This is a genomic window from Tabrizicola sp., from assembly GCF_031377265.1.
GTDB lineage: Bacteria > Pseudomonadota > Alphaproteobacteria > Rhodobacterales > Rhodobacteraceae > JAUYQR01.
This window is the reverse complement of sequence record NZ_JANMET010000041.1, coordinates 24,186-40,350: the sequence shown is the minus strand read 5'-3', so window position 1 is coordinate 40,350 and position 16,165 is coordinate 24,186. Positions and strand designations below refer to the sequence as shown.

16 protein-coding genes, 2 tRNA genes and 2 pseudogenes are annotated in these 16,165 nt (G+C 61.7%); 13 read left to right on the top strand and 7 right to left on the bottom strand.

From position 1 onward, the window contains the following. The 3 genes and pseudogenes from RMO18_RS02545 to RMO18_RS02535 all read right to left on the bottom strand — a co-directional run. Positions 1 to 141, bottom strand: a pseudogene (locus RMO18_RS02545) (sarcosine oxidase subunit beta); the annotation flags it as partial. A gap of 120 nt (positions 142 to 261) precedes the next feature. Next, entirely contained in the window at positions 262 to 948 is a 687-nt protein-coding gene (locus RMO18_RS02540; RefSeq protein ID WP_309663752.1) for a gamma-glutamylcyclotransferase, read from the bottom strand. A 6-nt stretch (positions 949 to 954) separates the two neighbouring features. Continuing rightward, positions 955 to 2,388: a Glu/Leu/Phe/Val dehydrogenase gene (locus RMO18_RS02535; protein WP_309663751.1), complete on the bottom strand. Its 1,434-nt coding sequence runs from the start codon at positions 2,386 to 2,388 to the stop codon at positions 955 to 957. A gap of 440 nt (positions 2,389 to 2,828) precedes the next feature. Here RMO18_RS02535 and RMO18_RS02530 point away from each other — a divergent pair, with 440 nt between their 5' ends. The 5 genes from RMO18_RS02530 (at position 2,829) to RMO18_RS02510 (ending at position 7,407) form a co-directional block, all read left to right on the top strand. After that, positions 2,829 to 4,532 (top strand): pilus assembly protein TadG-related protein, encoded by a 1,704-nt coding sequence (locus tag RMO18_RS02530; protein WP_309663750.1) that lies wholly within the window; start codon positions 2,829 to 2,831, stop codon positions 4,530 to 4,532. Then, complete coding sequence (locus RMO18_RS02525) at positions 4,529 to 5,089, top strand: pilus assembly protein (RefSeq protein WP_309663749.1); 561 nt, start codon at positions 4,529 to 4,531, stop codon at positions 5,087 to 5,089. The genes RMO18_RS02530 and RMO18_RS02525 overlap by 4 nt, the downstream gene beginning before the upstream one ends. A 68-nt stretch (positions 5,090 to 5,157) precedes the next feature. Next, positions 5,158 to 5,688, top strand: a complete 531-nt coding sequence (locus RMO18_RS02520) for a hypothetical protein (protein ID WP_309663748.1) — start codon at positions 5,158 to 5,160, stop codon at positions 5,686 to 5,688. Positions 5,689 to 5,765: 77 nt separating this feature from the next. After that, positions 5,766 to 6,047, top strand: coding sequence for a hypothetical protein (locus RMO18_RS02515; RefSeq protein ID WP_309663747.1), 282 nt, complete (start codon positions 5,766 to 5,768; stop codon positions 6,045 to 6,047). A 70-nt stretch (positions 6,048 to 6,117) separates the two neighbouring features. Then, positions 6,118 to 7,407, top strand: a complete 1,290-nt coding sequence (locus RMO18_RS02510) for a homoserine dehydrogenase (RefSeq protein ID WP_309663746.1) — start codon at positions 6,118 to 6,120, stop codon at positions 7,405 to 7,407. Between the two features lie 20 nt (positions 7,408 to 7,427). Here RMO18_RS02510 and RMO18_RS02505 read toward each other — a convergent pair whose 3' ends face one another. Beyond that, a complete protein-coding gene (locus tag RMO18_RS02505) occupies positions 7,428 to 7,733 on the bottom strand; it encodes a hypothetical protein (protein ID WP_309663745.1) in 306 nt (101 codons plus the stop codon). A 239-nt stretch (positions 7,734 to 7,972) separates the two neighbouring features. On the opposite strand from RMO18_RS02505, the gene glpX reads away from it, so the two are divergent. The 5 genes from glpX to RMO18_RS02480 all read left to right on the top strand — a co-directional run bounded on the left by glpX (position 7,973) and on the right by RMO18_RS02480 (position 12,186). Beyond that, the gene (gene glpX, locus RMO18_RS02500) at positions 7,973 to 8,938 is read left to right on the top strand and encodes a class II fructose-bisphosphatase (protein ID WP_309663744.1); all 966 of its coding nucleotides are present in this window, start codon (positions 7,973 to 7,975) and stop codon (positions 8,936 to 8,938) included. A 112-nt stretch (positions 8,939 to 9,050) separates the two neighbouring features. Next, positions 9,051 to 10,799, top strand: coding sequence for a single-stranded-DNA-specific exonuclease RecJ (gene recJ, locus RMO18_RS02495; RefSeq protein WP_309663743.1), 1,749 nt, complete (start codon positions 9,051 to 9,053; stop codon positions 10,797 to 10,799). A 73-nt stretch (positions 10,800 to 10,872) separates the two neighbouring features. Further along, positions 10,873 to 10,947, top strand: a tRNA-Glu gene (locus tag RMO18_RS02490). Positions 10,948 to 11,292: 345 nt separating this feature from the next. Beyond that, positions 11,293 to 12,057, top strand: coding sequence for a lytic murein transglycosylase (locus RMO18_RS02485; RefSeq protein ID WP_309663753.1), 765 nt, complete (start codon positions 11,293 to 11,295; stop codon positions 12,055 to 12,057). Between the two features lie 54 nt (positions 12,058 to 12,111). Further along, a tRNA-Glu gene (locus tag RMO18_RS02480) sits at positions 12,112 to 12,186 on the top strand. A gap of 207 nt (positions 12,187 to 12,393) precedes the next feature. Here RMO18_RS02480 and RMO18_RS02475 read toward each other — a convergent pair. Together RMO18_RS02475 and RMO18_RS02470 are read right to left on the bottom strand one after the other, a co-directional pair. Then, positions 12,394 to 12,765: pseudogene (locus tag RMO18_RS02475) on the bottom strand (tyrosine-type recombinase/integrase); the annotation flags it as partial. A gap of 48 nt (positions 12,766 to 12,813) precedes the next feature. After that, positions 12,814 to 12,957, bottom strand: a complete 144-nt coding sequence (locus RMO18_RS02470) for a hypothetical protein (protein ID WP_309663742.1) — start codon at positions 12,955 to 12,957, stop codon at positions 12,814 to 12,816. A gap of 372 nt (positions 12,958 to 13,329) precedes the next feature. Between RMO18_RS02470 and RMO18_RS02465 the strand changes: the two genes are divergently transcribed. Then, a complete protein-coding gene (locus RMO18_RS02465; RefSeq protein ID WP_309663741.1) occupies positions 13,330 to 13,509 on the top strand; it encodes a hypothetical protein in 180 nt (59 codons plus the stop codon). A 433-nt stretch (positions 13,510 to 13,942) separates the two neighbouring features. Here the strand turns inward: RMO18_RS02465 and RMO18_RS02460 are convergent, their stop codons facing one another. Next, positions 13,943 to 14,374, bottom strand: a complete 432-nt coding sequence (locus RMO18_RS02460) for a hypothetical protein (protein WP_309663740.1) — start codon at positions 14,372 to 14,374, stop codon at positions 13,943 to 13,945. Positions 14,375 to 14,915: 541 nt separating this feature from the next. Here RMO18_RS02460 and tnpA point away from each other — a divergent pair. Both tnpA and RMO18_RS02455 read left to right on the top strand, forming a co-directional pair. Continuing rightward, positions 14,916 to 15,089, top strand: coding sequence for an IS66 family insertion sequence element accessory protein TnpA (tnpA, locus tag RMO18_RS21040; RefSeq protein ID WP_405053990.1), 174 nt, complete (start codon positions 14,916 to 14,918; stop codon positions 15,087 to 15,089). Between the two features lie 476 nt (positions 15,090 to 15,565). Next, the gene (locus tag RMO18_RS02455; RefSeq protein WP_309663739.1) at positions 15,566 to 15,748 is read left to right on the top strand and encodes a hypothetical protein; all 183 of its coding nucleotides are present in this window, start codon (positions 15,566 to 15,568) and stop codon (positions 15,746 to 15,748) included. Positions 15,749 to 16,165: the final 417 nt, after the last annotated feature.

Here is a 16,165-nt window from a genome sequence, read left to right as displayed (position 1 = left end):
CGCGGTCGCCAACCCGTGCCCGCCACCACCGATGATGATCGCGTCATACTCGGCCTTTGGTGCTGGGTCTCGCCATGCGGGCTTCCATCCGGTGTTCCCGAACAGACCCTCCGCCATCACCCTCAGCCCTGAATAGCGCATCTCGCCGCTCCGGTTATTCTGCCGGCAGTGAACCGGGTTCCGCTGGAATGTGCAATGCCAAGGGCGCAGCGCGCCGTCATGCCCGGATGCGACAAAAGATGTCGCCGGGGGCCGGGGGCATCAGATCACCCGGTCAATCTCGACCGCCACCAACTGTTGCAGCCGCCATAATGCGCGGTCGTGAATGCCGCGCGCTTCCAGATGCTGCACGGTGTTGCGCAGATATTCGGCGCCACTTCCCCAATGTCCGCAGGCCCGCGCCAACACAGCTGCAACCTTTTCGGCGCTCAGCCGTCCCATGTACAAAGGCGACCCCCGGTTCATCACAAAGCTCAGCGCCGGGATCACCCCCGCCTCGGTTCTGATCTTGATCCATCGCGGCAGGCCGTTGCCGGGCTTGATGGTGAACTCGCGCCGGAACAGCCGCGCCAACTCCTCCGCAACAGCCGCGCGCGCCAGATCATAGACCACGCCCTGGCAAGACCCGCCCCGGTCCAGCGCCATCATCAGACCGGGCGCCTCCGCCGTCCCCCGGTGGCGCAATACACGATAGCAAAATGACCGGTGCCAGCCCAGCGCCACGCCCACCCGCTCAGCCGTCTGCGCGATTTCGGGTTTCCAGATCAACGAGCCATAGGCGAACAGCCGCACCCCCGCCTCCGGCGCGGGGTTGGCGGCCAGCATCCGCTGCACCCACACCTCGTATTCGGCCTCCGAGAACAGCTCGACGCCGGGCGACGGTCCCGCATCCTCAACCGAACGGTGCACTTTTGTCAGATGCGCCTCGGTCAGCGCCAACTGTCGCATTGCTGGTTAAAGCCCCTTTGACCGATATGTCGCTGCCACCCGGCTGATCGACACGATGTATGCGGCCACCCGCAGATCCTCCACATCCTCCCGCCCATGCCAGACCTCGCGCATCGCCTGGTAGGCTGTGCGCATCGTGTCATCCAGACCCGACCGCACCAGTTCCAGCTCGCCCGCGCCGCGCAGATACTTGTCCTTGAATCCCGGTGACATCGTCCAGCTGACACCCTTTTCCTTCGACAGTCGTTCCAATTCTTCCACCAGCAGGATATGCCGCGCCTCTTCCGCCCGCCGCTGCATCCGGCCAAAGCGGATGTGCGACAGGTTCTTGACCCATTCGAAATAGCTGACCGTGACGCCGCCCGCGTTTGCATACATGTCCGGGATGATGACGACGCCCTTTGCGCGCAAGATCTCGTCCGCGCCAAAGGTTACCGGTCCGTTTGCGGCCTCAACAATCAGCGGCGCCTTGATCCGGGCGGCGTTGCTCATGTTGATGACGCCTTCCAGCGCCGCCGGGATCAGGATGTCACACGCCTCCTCCAGCAGCGCCGCACCGTCCGCCACATGCTTTGCATCGGGATAGCCCGCCATCAGCCCGTCATGTCGGTTCATCCACTGCCGCACGTCCTCAATGTCCAGCCCGGCATCGTTGACCAACGCCCCATCCCGCTCGATGATCGCGATGACCTTGCAGCCATCCTCTTCGCTCAGAAACTTCGCCGCATGGTAGCCCACGTTGCCCAGGCCCTGAACGATGATCCTCTTGCCATCAAGGCTTCCCGAAAGCTTGGCCTTCGCCACATCCTCGGGATAGCGAAAGAACTCGCGCAGCCCATACTGCACGCCCCGCCCCGTCGCCTCAACCCGGCCCTGAATACCACCTGCATGCGGTGGCTTGCCGGTGACGCAGGCCTTGGCGTTGATATCCGTCGTGTTCATCCGGGCATACTGGTCCGCAATCCAGGCCATCTCGCGCTCGCCCGTGCCCATGTCTGGCGCGGGGACGTTTTGCGCCGGATGGATCAGGTCGCGCTTGATCAGCTCATAGGCGAACCGCCGGGTGATCTGCTCCAGCTCATGCTCATCCCAGGCGCGCGGGTCGATGCACAAACCGCCCTTCGACCCACCAAACGGCGTCTCCACCAGCGCGCATTTGTAGGTCATCAGCGCCGCCAGCGCCTCCACCTCGTTCTGGTTGACGCTGAGGGCGTAGCGGATGCCGCCCTTCACCGGCTCCATATGCTCGGAATGCACCGACCGATAGCCGGTGAACGTCTCGATCTTGCCGCGCAGCCGCACCCCGAACCGCACCGTGTAGGTCGAATTGCAGACCCGGATCTTCTGCTCCAGTCCCGGGCTCATATCCATCAGCTTGACCGCCCGATTGAACATCAGGTCGACCGACTCGCGAAAACTTGGCTCTCCGGAAACGTGCATGCCATCCCTCCCTGTCAGGCGTGGTGCAAACCTGCACCATGGCGGCACCCTACCGGCGAAAGGCACCCGATGCACCCGGCAATGCTGCCCGAACCATCGCCGCCCGCAAATCTGCAGCCACGAGGAATCGATTGCGGCAAAACTGCGGCAGAGCGGCAAGGCCGAATCAGCTGTGATCTAAGCGTGCAATTCTTGCCATAATCCACAATCACAGGGTGAATCTTGTTGTCACGCGCCGCATACAATGGCGATTGCGGCAATAGATCGTTTCCAAAACCCATGATTTTTAAGGTTTCGACAATCCTTTGCCACACTTCTGCCCAAAGTTGTGGAGATATAAGAGTTGGGAAAACCTGTCTCTGCCCGACAGGTTTGTTGTGTTTTGAGCGGGTACAGTGATGAACAGAATTGCTGCGAGTCTGGTCGCTATCCGAATCCGTTTGGAATTTGCACGCTTTCACCGCGAAGAACGCGGCGCGATGGCGTTCTTCATGCTGTTCGTCTTTCTCATGATGCTGATGTTCGGCGGCATCGCGGTTGACGTGATGCGCTTTGAGACAAGCCGCGTCGCGATGCAACAGACGATGGACCGCGCGTCCCTGGCGGCCGCCAGCCTGAAACAGGGTCTGGATCCGACTTCGGTGGTGAACGATTACTTCGCCAAGGCCAACATCCCCAATGATACCACCATGGTTTCGATGACGGCGCCGACTGTCACAGTCACCGGCAACTCGAACTTCCGGACGGTGACGACAACCGCGAAAGTCAAATCGAACAACTACTTCATGCACCTTTTGAACGTTGATTACCTCGAAGGGCCGACCGCTTCCAAGGCCGAACAGGGCGTGTCCAAGGTAGAAATCATCCTGGTGCTCGATATTTCCGGGTCGATGAATGACAACGGCAAGATTGCCGGGTTGAGAACTGCAGCAACCAATTTCGTGAACACAGTGAAGGCCAATGACAGCTTGAACCAGGTGTCGATCGGCATCGTGCCCTACAATGCCCAGGTCAACCTCGGGCCTTCGTTGCGCGCCCAGTACAACGAAACCCATGTGCCGGTAAACGCAGCCGGCGTTGTGGGGGCGGTGGCAGATGTGAACTGCCTGCAATTGCCGAATACGATCTTCAACCAGACGGCAATCTCCACCACACTGGCGCTGCCGATGGCGTCGCACGCCGATACAGTGTCTTCCACCACAGGGTCAGGCACTGGCTACACACCGTGGAGCGGATCGAACGGCACTTTTGTGTTCAACTATTCCAACCCTTGCAATGCCACCACAGTGGGCACCGTCATGATGCCGACAAAAAACAAGGCGCCGATCCTTACCAAAATCAGCAATCTTGTTGCGGGCGGCAACACGTCGATCTTCCTCGGCATGCGTTGGGGCGTGGCACTTATCGACGAAACCGCCAAGCCGATCTATCAGAACATTGCTGACGCCGGCGTTTCGGATCGTCCCGCGTCGAACACCGATCCGTTGACCCGCAAGGTCATCGTGCTGATGACCGACGGTGACCACGTGTCTACCAACCTTGTGCCTGACGCCTACAAGACCGGACTTTCCAACATCTGGCGCAGCACCGCCGACAACAACTATTCCGCCCGGTTCACCACCGGCCGTCCGACCTGCGCCGGAACCAACGAATACTGGGTTCCGCACAAGTGGGCCGCAACGCCGTCTGGCAACAAGATCACGGCGCTCAACCAACCTTGCGGCGGTGCCTGGCGGGCGGCGCCTTGGGTCAGCGAAACCGGCACGGGTGGTACCGCCGTGCAACGGGACTGGAGCCAGATCTGGGCCGTCGCGCGGATCACCTGGGTTGCACGTCAGCTGTTCGGCAATTCCGGCGTCAGCGGCATGGGCTACAGCACCATGCTTGCCGCATTCCGCACCCAGAACATGCCCGATACCACGATGGACAGCCTGTTGTCGACGAACTGCAGTGTCGCTCGTCTGGCCGGGATCGAGGTTTACGGCATCGCATTCCAGGCGCCAGCCCAAGGTGTTACAGCTATTACTGACTGCGCATCTGAACCCAAGGGAAGCTATTTTTTCGCTTCGACCAGCAATGTCGCGCTGAATGATGCGTTTCAAAAGATTGCCGCAAACATCTCGGAACTGAGGTTGACCCAATGAAATCGCTTCTCTCCAGCTGGATGCGCTTTTTGCACAGCGACGAGGGCGCTGTGACAATCGAGTTCGTGATTGCTTTCCCACTGGTGATGACGATCTTCATGTCATCTTTCGAAAGCAGTTTTTACATGGCGCGCCATGTGATGCTGGAACGTGCGGTGGATCTGGTGATCCGCGATCTGCGGCTCGGCATGCTTGTCGGTGTGACCCATACCGACCTGAAAAAGGAAATCTGCGCCCGATCCATCCTTTTGGCCGGATCACCCGCTGAATGCCAAAAGGGCCTGAAGATCTGGCTGCAGCCGGTCAACACTGCGACCTTCGCCATGCCGATCACGCCCACAAGCTGTGTTGATCGCAGCGCGCCGATTGATCCGATGCAGGCTGTTCCTGCGACGGAATTCGCGCTTGGCGCAGGCAACCAGATCATGCTTGTCCGCGTCTGCATGAAGCAGGATCCGATGTTTCTGACCACCCCAATCGGTGCCGGGCTGGTCATGGATGATGACGGAGGCTATTCGCTTGTTACCGCATCCGTCTTTGTGAACGAACCGGGCTAAGGGTGGAACGTATCGTGTCGCTCAGGAATAGCATCAGAGGCTTTGCGAAAGACGAAAGCGGCCTCATCATGGCCGAAACGCTGATTCTGCTGCCCATGCTGATCTGGGGGTTTCTGGCCCTGTTCGTGTATTGGGATGCTTTCCGCGCGATCAATATCTCGCAAAAGGCCGCCTATTCGATTTCTGACCTGCTGTCGCGTCAGGGCCAGATCGATCAGAACTTCATCAACGGCATGCAGACGGTGGCGAACTTTCTGGTGTTGAATTCGCCAAAGGCGTCGATCCGCATAACCTCGATTCAATATGATGGACCGAACAACAAGTATCTTCTGCTGTTCTCGAAATCACCCGGCAACAAAATGGCTGCGCACACCGCTGCGTCGATCCAGCTTGCCGCCTTCAAGAACAAGATCCCGACAATGCTGAACCTCGATTCCGTCGTGGTCGTGGAAACCGAGGTTGAGTACCATCCGGGCTTTGACATCGGCGTGGTCGGCCTCGGCACCGGGATCACCGACCAGACGTTCCGGCAGTTCATCGTGACGCGCCCACGGTTTTACACCCGCGTCTGCATGAATCCCACTTGCACCCAACCATAAGTCTGGCGCGAACTGCCCTTTCACCCCGGCTCCTCCGCAGGTATCCTGTTGCAACAGTCTTGCCGGAGGCCCTGCCGATGACCGTCCACATTGCCCTGCTGACGGTCTTGTGCCTGACCGCAGCATGCGCCCAGTTTCCCCAGATCGACGCGCAGGCTCCCGCTTCTGATGCACCGCCGCCCGCTCTGGTGCCGATCGACACGCTTCTGGCTCAGGCCGATGGCAGTGTCGCTGCCGACACCACACTTCTTGCCCGCGCAGAACGGCTCCGGACCCGCGCCAGCCTGATGCGCGGCCCGATCCTCGACCCTGCGACCCGCGCCCGCCTGTCTGCTGCGATCCGCGTCGGTCGCGCCTGACCCCGGCGTTGCGCCGCCCGCTGCAACCCGCTAACAGACACCGCAACAGCCGCCGATCCAGAGGTTTCCCATGCCCGCCGCCCCCTTGCGTATTGGTCTTGCCGGTCTTGGCACCGTTGGCATTGGCATCGTGCAGATCGTGCAGCGCCATGCTGACCTGATCGCCACCCGTGCCGGACGCCCGGTCATCATCACCGCCGTCTCCGCGCGCGACCGCAAGAAGAACCGCGACGCCGACCTGTCCGCCTATGCCTGGGAAGCCGATCCCGTCACCCTGGCCCAGCGCCCGGATGTCGACGTGTTCGTCGAGGTGATGGGCGGCCACGACGGCCCCGCCAAAGCCGCGACCGAAGCCGCCCTTGTCGCTGGCAAGGACGTCGTCACCGCCAATAAGGCGCTTCTCGCCCACCACGGCCAGGCCCTTGCCGAAGCCGCCGAAACCCTTGGCCGGGTCATCCGCTTCGAGGCCGCCGTCGCTGGTGGCATCCCGGTCATCAAGGCGTTGACCGAGGGCCTTGCCGCCAACCGGATCAAGCGCGTGATGGGGGTGATGAACGGCACCTGCAACTACATCCTCACCCGCATGCAATCCGCTGGCCTCCCCTACGACACGGTGTTCGAAGAGGCCCGCCAGCTTGGCTATCTGGAGGCTGATCCCACCCTCGACGTGGGCGGCATCGACGCGGGCCACAAGCTTTCGCTGCTCGCGGCCATCGCGTTCGGCACCAAGGTATCCTTTGATGCGGTGGAGCTGGAAGGCATCGGCAACGTCTCGATCGACGACATCCGCCTGGCCCAAGACATGGGCTACCGCATCAAACTGCTGGGCGTGGCGCAGATGACCGGGCGTGGCCTTGAACAACGCATGACCCCCTGCCTTGTCCCTGCCGACAGCCCGCTTGGCCAGCTGCAAGGTGGCACCAACATGGTGGTGCTGGAAGGCGATGCCGTCGGCCAGATCGTGCTGCGCGGCCCCGGTGCCGGCATGGGCCCCACCGCCAGCGCCGTGATGGGCGATGTCATCGACCTTGCCCGTGGCCTGCGTCTGCCCACCTTCGGCATCCCCGCCAATCAGCTTGCCACGCCGATTGCCGCAAGATCGGCCACCCCGGCCCCGTATTATCTGCGCATGACGCTGCTCGACAAACCCGGCGCCTTGGCCAAAATCGCCACCTGCCTTGGCGAGGCTGGCATTTCGATCGACCAGATGCGCCAGTACGGCCACGTTGGCATCCATGCCACCGTGCTGATTGTCACCCACAAGGCCGCGCCCGACGACATCGCTCATGCCACCGCCGGCTTTGCCGCAACCGGCGTATTGGTCGATGCCCCTGTCGCCATCCGCATCGAAGAAGTCTGAATCCAAGAAATCTGGCCGCCTCAGCCCGCAGACACCCCACCTGATACGCCCGACATCATCATCGCGCACAGCAGGGAACACAGGATTTCGTCGATCCCAATCCCCTCAGGGTCCAGGTTCTGGATCGTCACCGCCTGAATTTCCGGCCCGCCGCCGCTTGACTGAGTATGGGCCAACTCGACCAACCCCTGATCGACAAAGCGTTTGAACGCGCCGATCTCGACACCATCCCGGCGCCAGAAGATAAGGTTGAGGTTCCCCTCCGGCCACGTTCGCATCACGATGTTGTCCTGCTCACCGTCCAGCCAGGTTCGCAGACCGAACATGCACTGCGGCTCGTCGAACAGTTGCCCCCCGCCTCATGGCAACTCTGCCGCCCGATAGAATCTGTCGGCCATGCTCGCTCTCCATTTCCCGTCGAAGCACCGACCACCGCGTCAAACAGCAAAGCGAACGCCCGCCAGTGCAGACAGGTTCGATTTTACCCCGGCAGTCCGCCACTTACCTTGCTCTGATCCCTTCGCCCGGCTAGACCAGAAGTCAAATCACGCGGGAGCATCGTTCAATGTCCGACAAAACGCAATTTCAAGACCGCATGCTGTCGCTTGGTCTGGCCCGGGTTTCAGAAGCCGCCGCCCTCGCGTCTGCCGGGCAGATCGGGCGTGGTGATGAAGAGGCCGCCGATCAGGCCGCCGTCAACGCGATGCGCGACCAGCTCAACCTTCTCGACATCGCCGGTGTGGTGGTGATCGGCGAGGGCGAGCGCGATGAGGCTCCGATGTTGTTTATCGGCGAAAAGGTCGGCACCGGCAACGGCCCGGCCGTGGACATCGCCCTTGACCCGCTGGAAGGCACCTCGCTGACCGCCAAGGACATGCCGAATGCCCTTACCGTGATCGCGATGGCTCCGCGCGGCACGCTGCTGCACGCGCCCGACGTCTACATGGAAAAGCTTGCCATCGGACCGGGCCACAAACCCGGCCTCGTCACCCTGACGATGAGCCCCTCGGAACGCGTGTCCACCCTGGCCGCCGCCAAAGGTTGCTCCACCAACGACATCACCGTCTGCATCCTTGACCGTCCCCGGCACGAAGAACTGATCCGCGAGGTTCGCTCCACCGGTGCGGCGATCCGCCTGATCACCGATGGTGACGTGGCCGGTGTCATGCATTGCGCCGAACCGGAATTGACCGGCATCGACATCTACATGGGCTCCGGTGGCGCGCCCGAAGGCGTGCTGGCCGCTGCGGCACTGAAATGCATGGGCGGGCAGTTCTTCGGCAAACTGTTGTTCCGCAACGACGACGAACGCGCCCGCGCGCGCAAGGCCGGTATCACCAACTTTGATCGCGTCTACACCCGCGATGACCTCGTGCGCAGCGACGTGATCTTCGCCGCAACCGGCGTGACCACCGGCTCGCTGCTGGCGGGGATCAAGCGTGAACCGGGCTGGGTGACGCTGGAGACGATCCTGATGCGCTCCAAAACCGGGACTGTGCGGCGGATTTCCTACCGCAGTCCGGTGAAGTGAAAAGGTTGGGCGAAATCCTTTCCAAAGGGTTAAGGAAATTGCCCCGGTCTCATGATTTCAATAGCTTGCAAGTTTGTCCACGCGTGGACAAATCCAAAACGCACGGCCAGCCATGACCCAACCCCGCGCTTTTCTTGATGTGGAGACCTCGCTGACTGGCCGCCGCTGGACCGGCCCCACCCCCGAGGCGGACCGCCTCGCCGAGGCCATGGTCCAGCAGACCCGCCTCCCCCTCGCGCTCTGCCGCCTCCTCGTTTCCCGCGGCGTCGCCCCTCCCGAGGCCGAGGCCTTCCTCGCCCCCTCCCTGCGTGACCTCCTTCCCGATCCCCTCTCCCTGCGCGACATGGCTCCTGCCGCCGCCCGTTTCGTAAAGGCCGCCCTCAGCCGTGACCGCATCGCCATCTTCGCCGATTACGATGTCGACGGCGGCGCCTCAGCCGCCCTCCTCCTTGTCTGGCTGCGCGCCATGGGCCGCGACGCCACCCTCTACATTCCCGACCGGATCGACGAAGGCTACGGTCCGAACGTCCCCGCGATGGCCAGCCTTGCCGCCAGCCACGACCTGATCATCTGCGTCGACTGCGGTACCCTTTCCCACGACCCCGTCGCCGCGGCGAAAGCGGCCGATGTGATCATCCTTGATCACCACCTCGCGGTTGAAATCCTGCCCGCAGCCCTCGCCGTCGTGAACCCGAACCGCCAGGATGAAGACGGCACCCTCGCCCATCTTTGCGCCGCCGGGGTGGTCTTCCTGTTGTTGGTCGAAGCCAACCGCCAGTTGCGGACCCAAGGCCGGCAGGGCCCCGACATGATGGCCATGCTCGACCTCGTGGCCCTCGCCACCGTCGCCGACGTGGCCCCACTGGTTGGGGTCAACCGGGCTTTCGTGCGGCAGGGGCTGAAGGTCATGGCCCGCAGGGATCGCCCGGGTTTGCGCGCCCTTGCCGATATATCGCGGATGGATCAGGCCCCCACCACCTACGCGCTTGGGTTTCTGCTGGGTCCGCGGGTCAATGCGGGTGGCCGGATTGGCCAAGCCGACCTCGGCGCGCGACTGCTGGCAACCGACAACCCGACCGAGGCCACCGCACTTGCGGCCCGGCTCGACCAGCTCAACACCGACCGGCGCGAGATCGAGAGCCTGGTGCGCGAAGAAGCCCTCGCCCAGGCCGAACGGCGCGGTGTCAACGGCCCGCTTGTCTGGGCAGCCGGTGATGGCTGGCACCCCGGTGTCGTGGGCATTGTCGCGGCCCGCCTGAAAGAGGCCACCCATCGCCCGGCCATCGTGATCGGCTTTGCCGGGGATGAAGGAAAGGGGTCGGGCCGGTCCATCGCAGGCGTCGATCTGGGAGCCGCAATCCAGCGCCTTGCTGCCGAAGGGTTGTTGATCAAGGGTGGGGGGCACAAGATGGCGGCGGGCCTCGCGCTGCGCCGGGATCAACTAGAACCCGCTATGGCCCGCCTAGCCGAACTTTTGGCACGGCAGGGCGCGGCCAACGTGGGGGCGGGCGATTTGCGCATCGACAGTCTCTTGCTGACCTCGGCGGCAACGCTTGCCTTGATCGAACAGATCGAGGCCGCCGGGCCATTCGGTGCCGCCGCCCCGGCCCCGCGGTTTGCCTTTGCCAATGCCGCAGTCACCGCCCGCCGCCTGGGTGACAGCCACCTCAAGTTGTCGATCACCGACGGTTCCGGCCCTACCCTTGATGCCATCGCTTTCGGTGCTTTTGATACGCCGCTTGGTCCGGCTCTTGAGAGCGCTGGCCACCGGCGGTTTCACCTTGCCGGACGGCTGGAGCTGAACCATTGGAACGGACGATCACGGGTACAACTGCGCCTTGAGGACGCTGCGGTCGCATGAGGCAAAAGCCTCGGCATTTTCCGCTTGCAGAACCCCCGGCGCGGCTTTATGCACCGCTCTGTCAAAAAAGCGTGGCCCGTTCGTCTATCGGTTAGGACACCTGGTTTTCAACCAGGTAAGAGGGGTTCGACTCCCCTACGGGCTGCCATTTTTCCCAAAGATTGACCGTGTTTTGCGGTTCTGCTGGACTTTACAGGGCCTAGCAATGGTACCGGGGTAACACGCACTCTAGCGCGGGCTTTCGTCCTGTACATCGCCACCATCCTCCGAACATAGCGGTCACCTGCAGTGCAAACAGGGCGACTGCCCCTGCCACGAAACTTTGGCTGCAAGATTTCACCGGACCTGCGCCGCTACACTGGTAACAGTTGCACGGCTTGCGCATCCTCACGCTTGATTGTTGCCATTCTCTTAATAGAGTGTGGCCAGTCAATCAAAGGGTGATCCTGTGCCACATTACTTCAATCTGTTCAGTTATGTTGTTTCTTTCGGCGTGTCGATTTTCGGCTCTTCCGCATTTTCCGCCCCTTGCAGCGACACAGGTGGCCAGTACGAAAGCTGGAAGCCTGCGATGGCCGCTGAAGCCGCGGCCGCCGGGGTCAGCGATCGCGGGATCGCGGCCTTGATGGCGACCTCGTATTCCAAGGCGACGATCTCTGCTGATCGCAATCAGAAAAGCTTCAAGTATACCCTCGACAAGTTCCTGCAGGTGCGCGGGGGCGAAACGATCATTGCGCAGGGCCGGTCGCGAAAGGCCAAGAACGCCGACTTCTACGCCGGCTTGGAGGCACAATATGGCGTTCCAGCGGGAATTCTGATCGCTATTCACGGCATGGAAACCGCATTTGGCGGCTTTATGGGTGACACCAACGTCGTCTCGGCCATTGCGACGCTGGCGTACGATTGCCGACGTACGGATTTCTTCACCCCGCACCTGATTGCGGCTCTCATCCTTGTGGATCGCGGGTCGATCACCCAGACATCCGTTGGTGCCAAGCACGGCGAGCTGGGCCACACCCAGTTCCTTCCCGGCAATGCGCTTGCTTACGGCGTTGACGGCAACGGCGACGGCCAGGTTGATCTGAACAACATGACGGATGCCATGGCGTCGACGGCAAATTACCTGCGCCAGAAAGGCTGGAAGCCGGGCAAGGGCTATCAGGAAGGCGAGCCGAACTTTTTGGTCATCAAGGAATGGAATGCCGCAAAGGTCTATCAGCAGGCGATTGCCCTCATGGCGGCCCGGATCGACAGCTGACGCACACTTTCACTCTTGCGCGGGGGCGATCCGTCGCCTAGGAACCGCGACAGTGGCCCGTTCGTCTATCGGTTAGGACACCTGGTTTTCAACCAGGTAAGAGGGGTTCGACTCCCCTACGGGCTGCCACTTTTCAAGATTGTCGTTGTAATGCATGCGCTTGGTGCGCACAATTGTCCCACCGGTTGGTCTGGCTGTTAAAAGTGGGACACTTTTTTGCGAGGGCACCGACTTGGTGAGCTTCTGTAGCGCGCTAGCAGCGTGGAGCTTCTGCGAGGCCCCCTTTGTATAGCGCGTGACTTCCTTGGACGTCTGATGGCCGGTGATCGACATGATCTCGAACTCGCTGCACCCAAGTTCAGCCAGACGCGCCGCGGCAGCTTTGCGCAGACCATGGACGGAACAATTGTGCAGGTCCGCGGCATCACACCACTTACGAAAGCGGTTGCCAAAGCCCGCGACTGTGAAAGGCCTGCCATAATCGTTAACCAAAAAAGTGGTGTCCCCAACCCCGTCCTCTGCGAGGAATCGTTGCAAGTCAGGAATGATGGGAATTTCGAGGTTGATGGGATGATGATTGCGCCCTTTTTGCTGCGTGAAGATCAACCAAAGGACACCATCGCGATCCTCGTGGACGTCATTCCAGCCAAAGCGGACGAGATCTGACCAGCGTTGTCCGGTGTAAAGCGCAAGCGCCAGTCTGACCATGGTGCCCGACGGATGGGTGCTCTCGTAGGCGTTGATCTCGTCAAGCGTCTAGGAGTGATAGCCTTCGGGGTTCACCGGCAGATATTCGACTTGTGCCGCCGGATTGTAGTGATGCAGGTCGTACCTTACAGCGAAGCGGAACAGCTGGCGCAGGACCTTGATCATCGTGTTGGCCGCAGCTGGTGTGTTCATGACCGCATCACGGCGTACTCTTAGATGGCGCGGAAGTAGCTGCGCGAAGGGTTTGTCACCATCGCCGTTGCTGTCGCAGAACCGCTCAAGAACAGAACGGCGTGTCCGACGCGTGGTCGGATCGAGTTGGAGGCACATTGGTGAGCTAAAATACTGCATGCAGAGCCACCTCAGCGTTCGGCCTGACCCTCTTGCTCCTTCGCAACCGCCTTCTTTGGGGTAGCTGACGACTTCGAAGAGGCAGCGATTTGATAGTCGGCTAGAAATTCAGGCGACCCCACTGGTCCGCGCAATCTGACTTTGGGCTGCCTGCTCCGACGGTAGCAGATCCGGACATTGCCGTGCCGGTCAGTGTCGTCGACCAAGTATTTCATGCGCCGCATCTTCATCGATCTTGTGCCGTCAGGCGTCCCAAGGGTTTGCCTCCAAATTTGCGCCACTTGCCAATTGGTCGAATGCGCGATCAAGCTGGCGGCGATCCCAGACACGCCGACCGTCGATGCGTTTTGGCGCTGGCATGCGCCTATCCGCAACCAGGGCATCGAATTTTGAGGCGCCTACCCCAATGTACTCTGCTGGCTCACCTCGCGAGAGCCCGCGTCGTTCTGGAGGCGGGCAGTAGCAGCTACTTGCCAATTTTCGCTCAATCACCGGCGAACTGCCTCCTGCATTCCCTTCAACATGCAAGGATGGACTTGGTATGCCGACCCGTCGAGGTCGCATCAACTCGCGTCGCGCAAAGACAGGCCATATCGCATTGGCTTCGGTTTCAAGATGAGAGGCGCGACTCAATCTGGAGTGAGACAGCGGGCCAAGAGCAGCAAGGTGCCCGGCCGCCTTTCTAGCTGCGCGGTCGGCGATATTAATGCGAGGAAGGACGGCTGCCGGACAGGTCGAAGCAGCCGTCGCGGTCACGCCGCGTCCCTGCGAGAGGGCCGGATCAGCACCTCCGCGGAAATCCCCAGCCGGTCATGCAGGCGGCGGATCATGTCGATTGACAGGCCCCGCCTGCGGTTGAACACCTCGGTGATCCGCGTGCGCATGCCGCCAGGTCCTTGCTGGTCAGGCCCTGCTGCTCCATGCGAAACTTGATCGCCTCGATCGGATCGGGCGCGTCCATCGCATGGTGCTTCGTCTCATAAGCGTCGATCAGCGTGGCCAGCACGTCGAGCCGGTCGCCCTCCGGCGTGCCGCTGGCCGCACCCCAGAGTGCCGCGACCGCCTCCATCGCGGCATCATAGTCCGCTTCGCTGCGGATCGGCTTTATGTCAGTCGCCATGGTCAATCTCCTTAACGCAGGTCCGGTCATAGAGTCCTTGTGGGTGCCGAGCCATTTGATCCACACAATGGCCTTCTCGAAATCCACCGCAGCAGCCCGCTGCGGGTTGAGCTTCACGATCCGCGCGGTCACCGCCACCCGTCGCGCGCGGGTCCGGACACCGCTCGCATCCCGACCCCACCCGCTCTTACCCTTCAACCCCGCCGCGATCTGCGCGTCCCAGCCCCGCGCGTTGCACCGCCCACTTCCCATCCCGGCCCTTTCCGGGCGGCAAGGGCCATGCCCGGCCCGGCGCATGGCCCCTGCTGCACTTCGCCGACAAAGGTCCCGGGCCGCGCCAGGACAGAGCGAGGCGTAAGGACCGCCTGTCGGCCCCTGTCGCGGATCCTGCCGGGCCGGATGCGGAACTCGTTTTCACCGGTCATTGCGCGAACGCCGCACATCGTTCCAAGCAATTCAGATCACTGGAAAGGGGACGAGTTTGCAGGCTGCGCCCCTGTGGCGCGATGTGCCAACTCTGCCTGTAACCATTTAAAAAACCACAACCGCCCATGGCCGCACCTCGCGGCCCTTTATCTTGCCATCGTCTTCCCGTGCGTAAGCGTCCGGACCTTGCACGGCCTTTAGGGGGTGCAATATCGCAGCATGTCGGGTTCCTTCGTGGTGGGGAGGATTGCCGGTGACTTCGAGACCTTTCGAGAACAAGGCGCGGAGGTCGTTCTGGCGGGTCCATATCGAAGCATGGCAGCGCAGCGGTGTGACGAGGACGGTTTACTGCCGCAAGCCTCAACTGACAGTGCGCACATTTGATCACAAGCTGAGGTATTTCGCGGGCGAGGATTCTGCACGCTAACAGCTGGAATATCAGCAGGAACTGCGCCGTGAGAAGCTGTTGGAAGCACTGGAAAGCACGCCCGACGACGCTGTGGCGTGAGCACGAACATGCACAGCAGGGCATTGCTTGCGTGTTTCGCGACGCATGTCTAGGCGATGAAATGGCGCGGCATGGGCGTAGGCGACTATATGATCGCGCTATTTCTCTCGCCGACGGACTGCGCAAGTGGCGTGCCCGGCTGGATGACGGCGAGGTGGAAGTCGACGAGCGCGCGCATCGTAATCCCGCTGCCCGCCCCTCCACTGGCACTAGTACTGGGACTTCAACTCGCGTGGTTTGAGGCGCGTGCCCAGAACCGCCAACAACGATCCGCATACTGTCCTGCGGCATTTAGGCCGAGGGGAAACCGCACCACGATGATCATCACGCCTAGTGTGAAGGTGCTTCTCGCCTTGCGCTACACCGACTTGCTCGAGGGACACGTAGGGCTTCCCATGACTGTGCAGGGTGGGCTTCGCATCACCCGCCCGACAGTCGCACGTCGTGTCTGCGAAACCATGGCGCTGGCCGAGGCACCGGACCGATTGGTCGCCAATGGGCTGATGACGCCCATATTGATCACGCGGATGCTCATCGCCAGGTATCGGCACCACAAACCGCTGTACCGGCAGTTGTAAATCTGCGCCCGGCGCGGTGTCGATCCTGTCCTCTCGACACTGGCAGGTTGGGCCGGCAGTGTCCGCTGGTGGCCAGTCGACCTTCACAATCGGCCATGCAGAACCGTCTTCGTCTCGGAACGCCGGTTCGCGAACGACACGCCAATCCGGGGCTTGATCCGAAGCACGGCCGCACCAAGACTGGGCGAGTTCGGGTCTATTCGCCCGATGAGCGGCCCTGTGGCAGGACCCGATGTACTGGCGTGCGGTGCAGCTGTTTGTGCCGGACCGCAAGGCGGCATGGGCTGAATATGCCGGTAGGAGCCTTCGATGCCCATCGCCCAAAGCGCGGTTGTTGGGTCGAGAAAAACAGAGTATGGTCAAAAGAAGATTCGCTAAATTTGCCGTCTCATAAGTCGGTCTTGGCCAGTTAAAGCT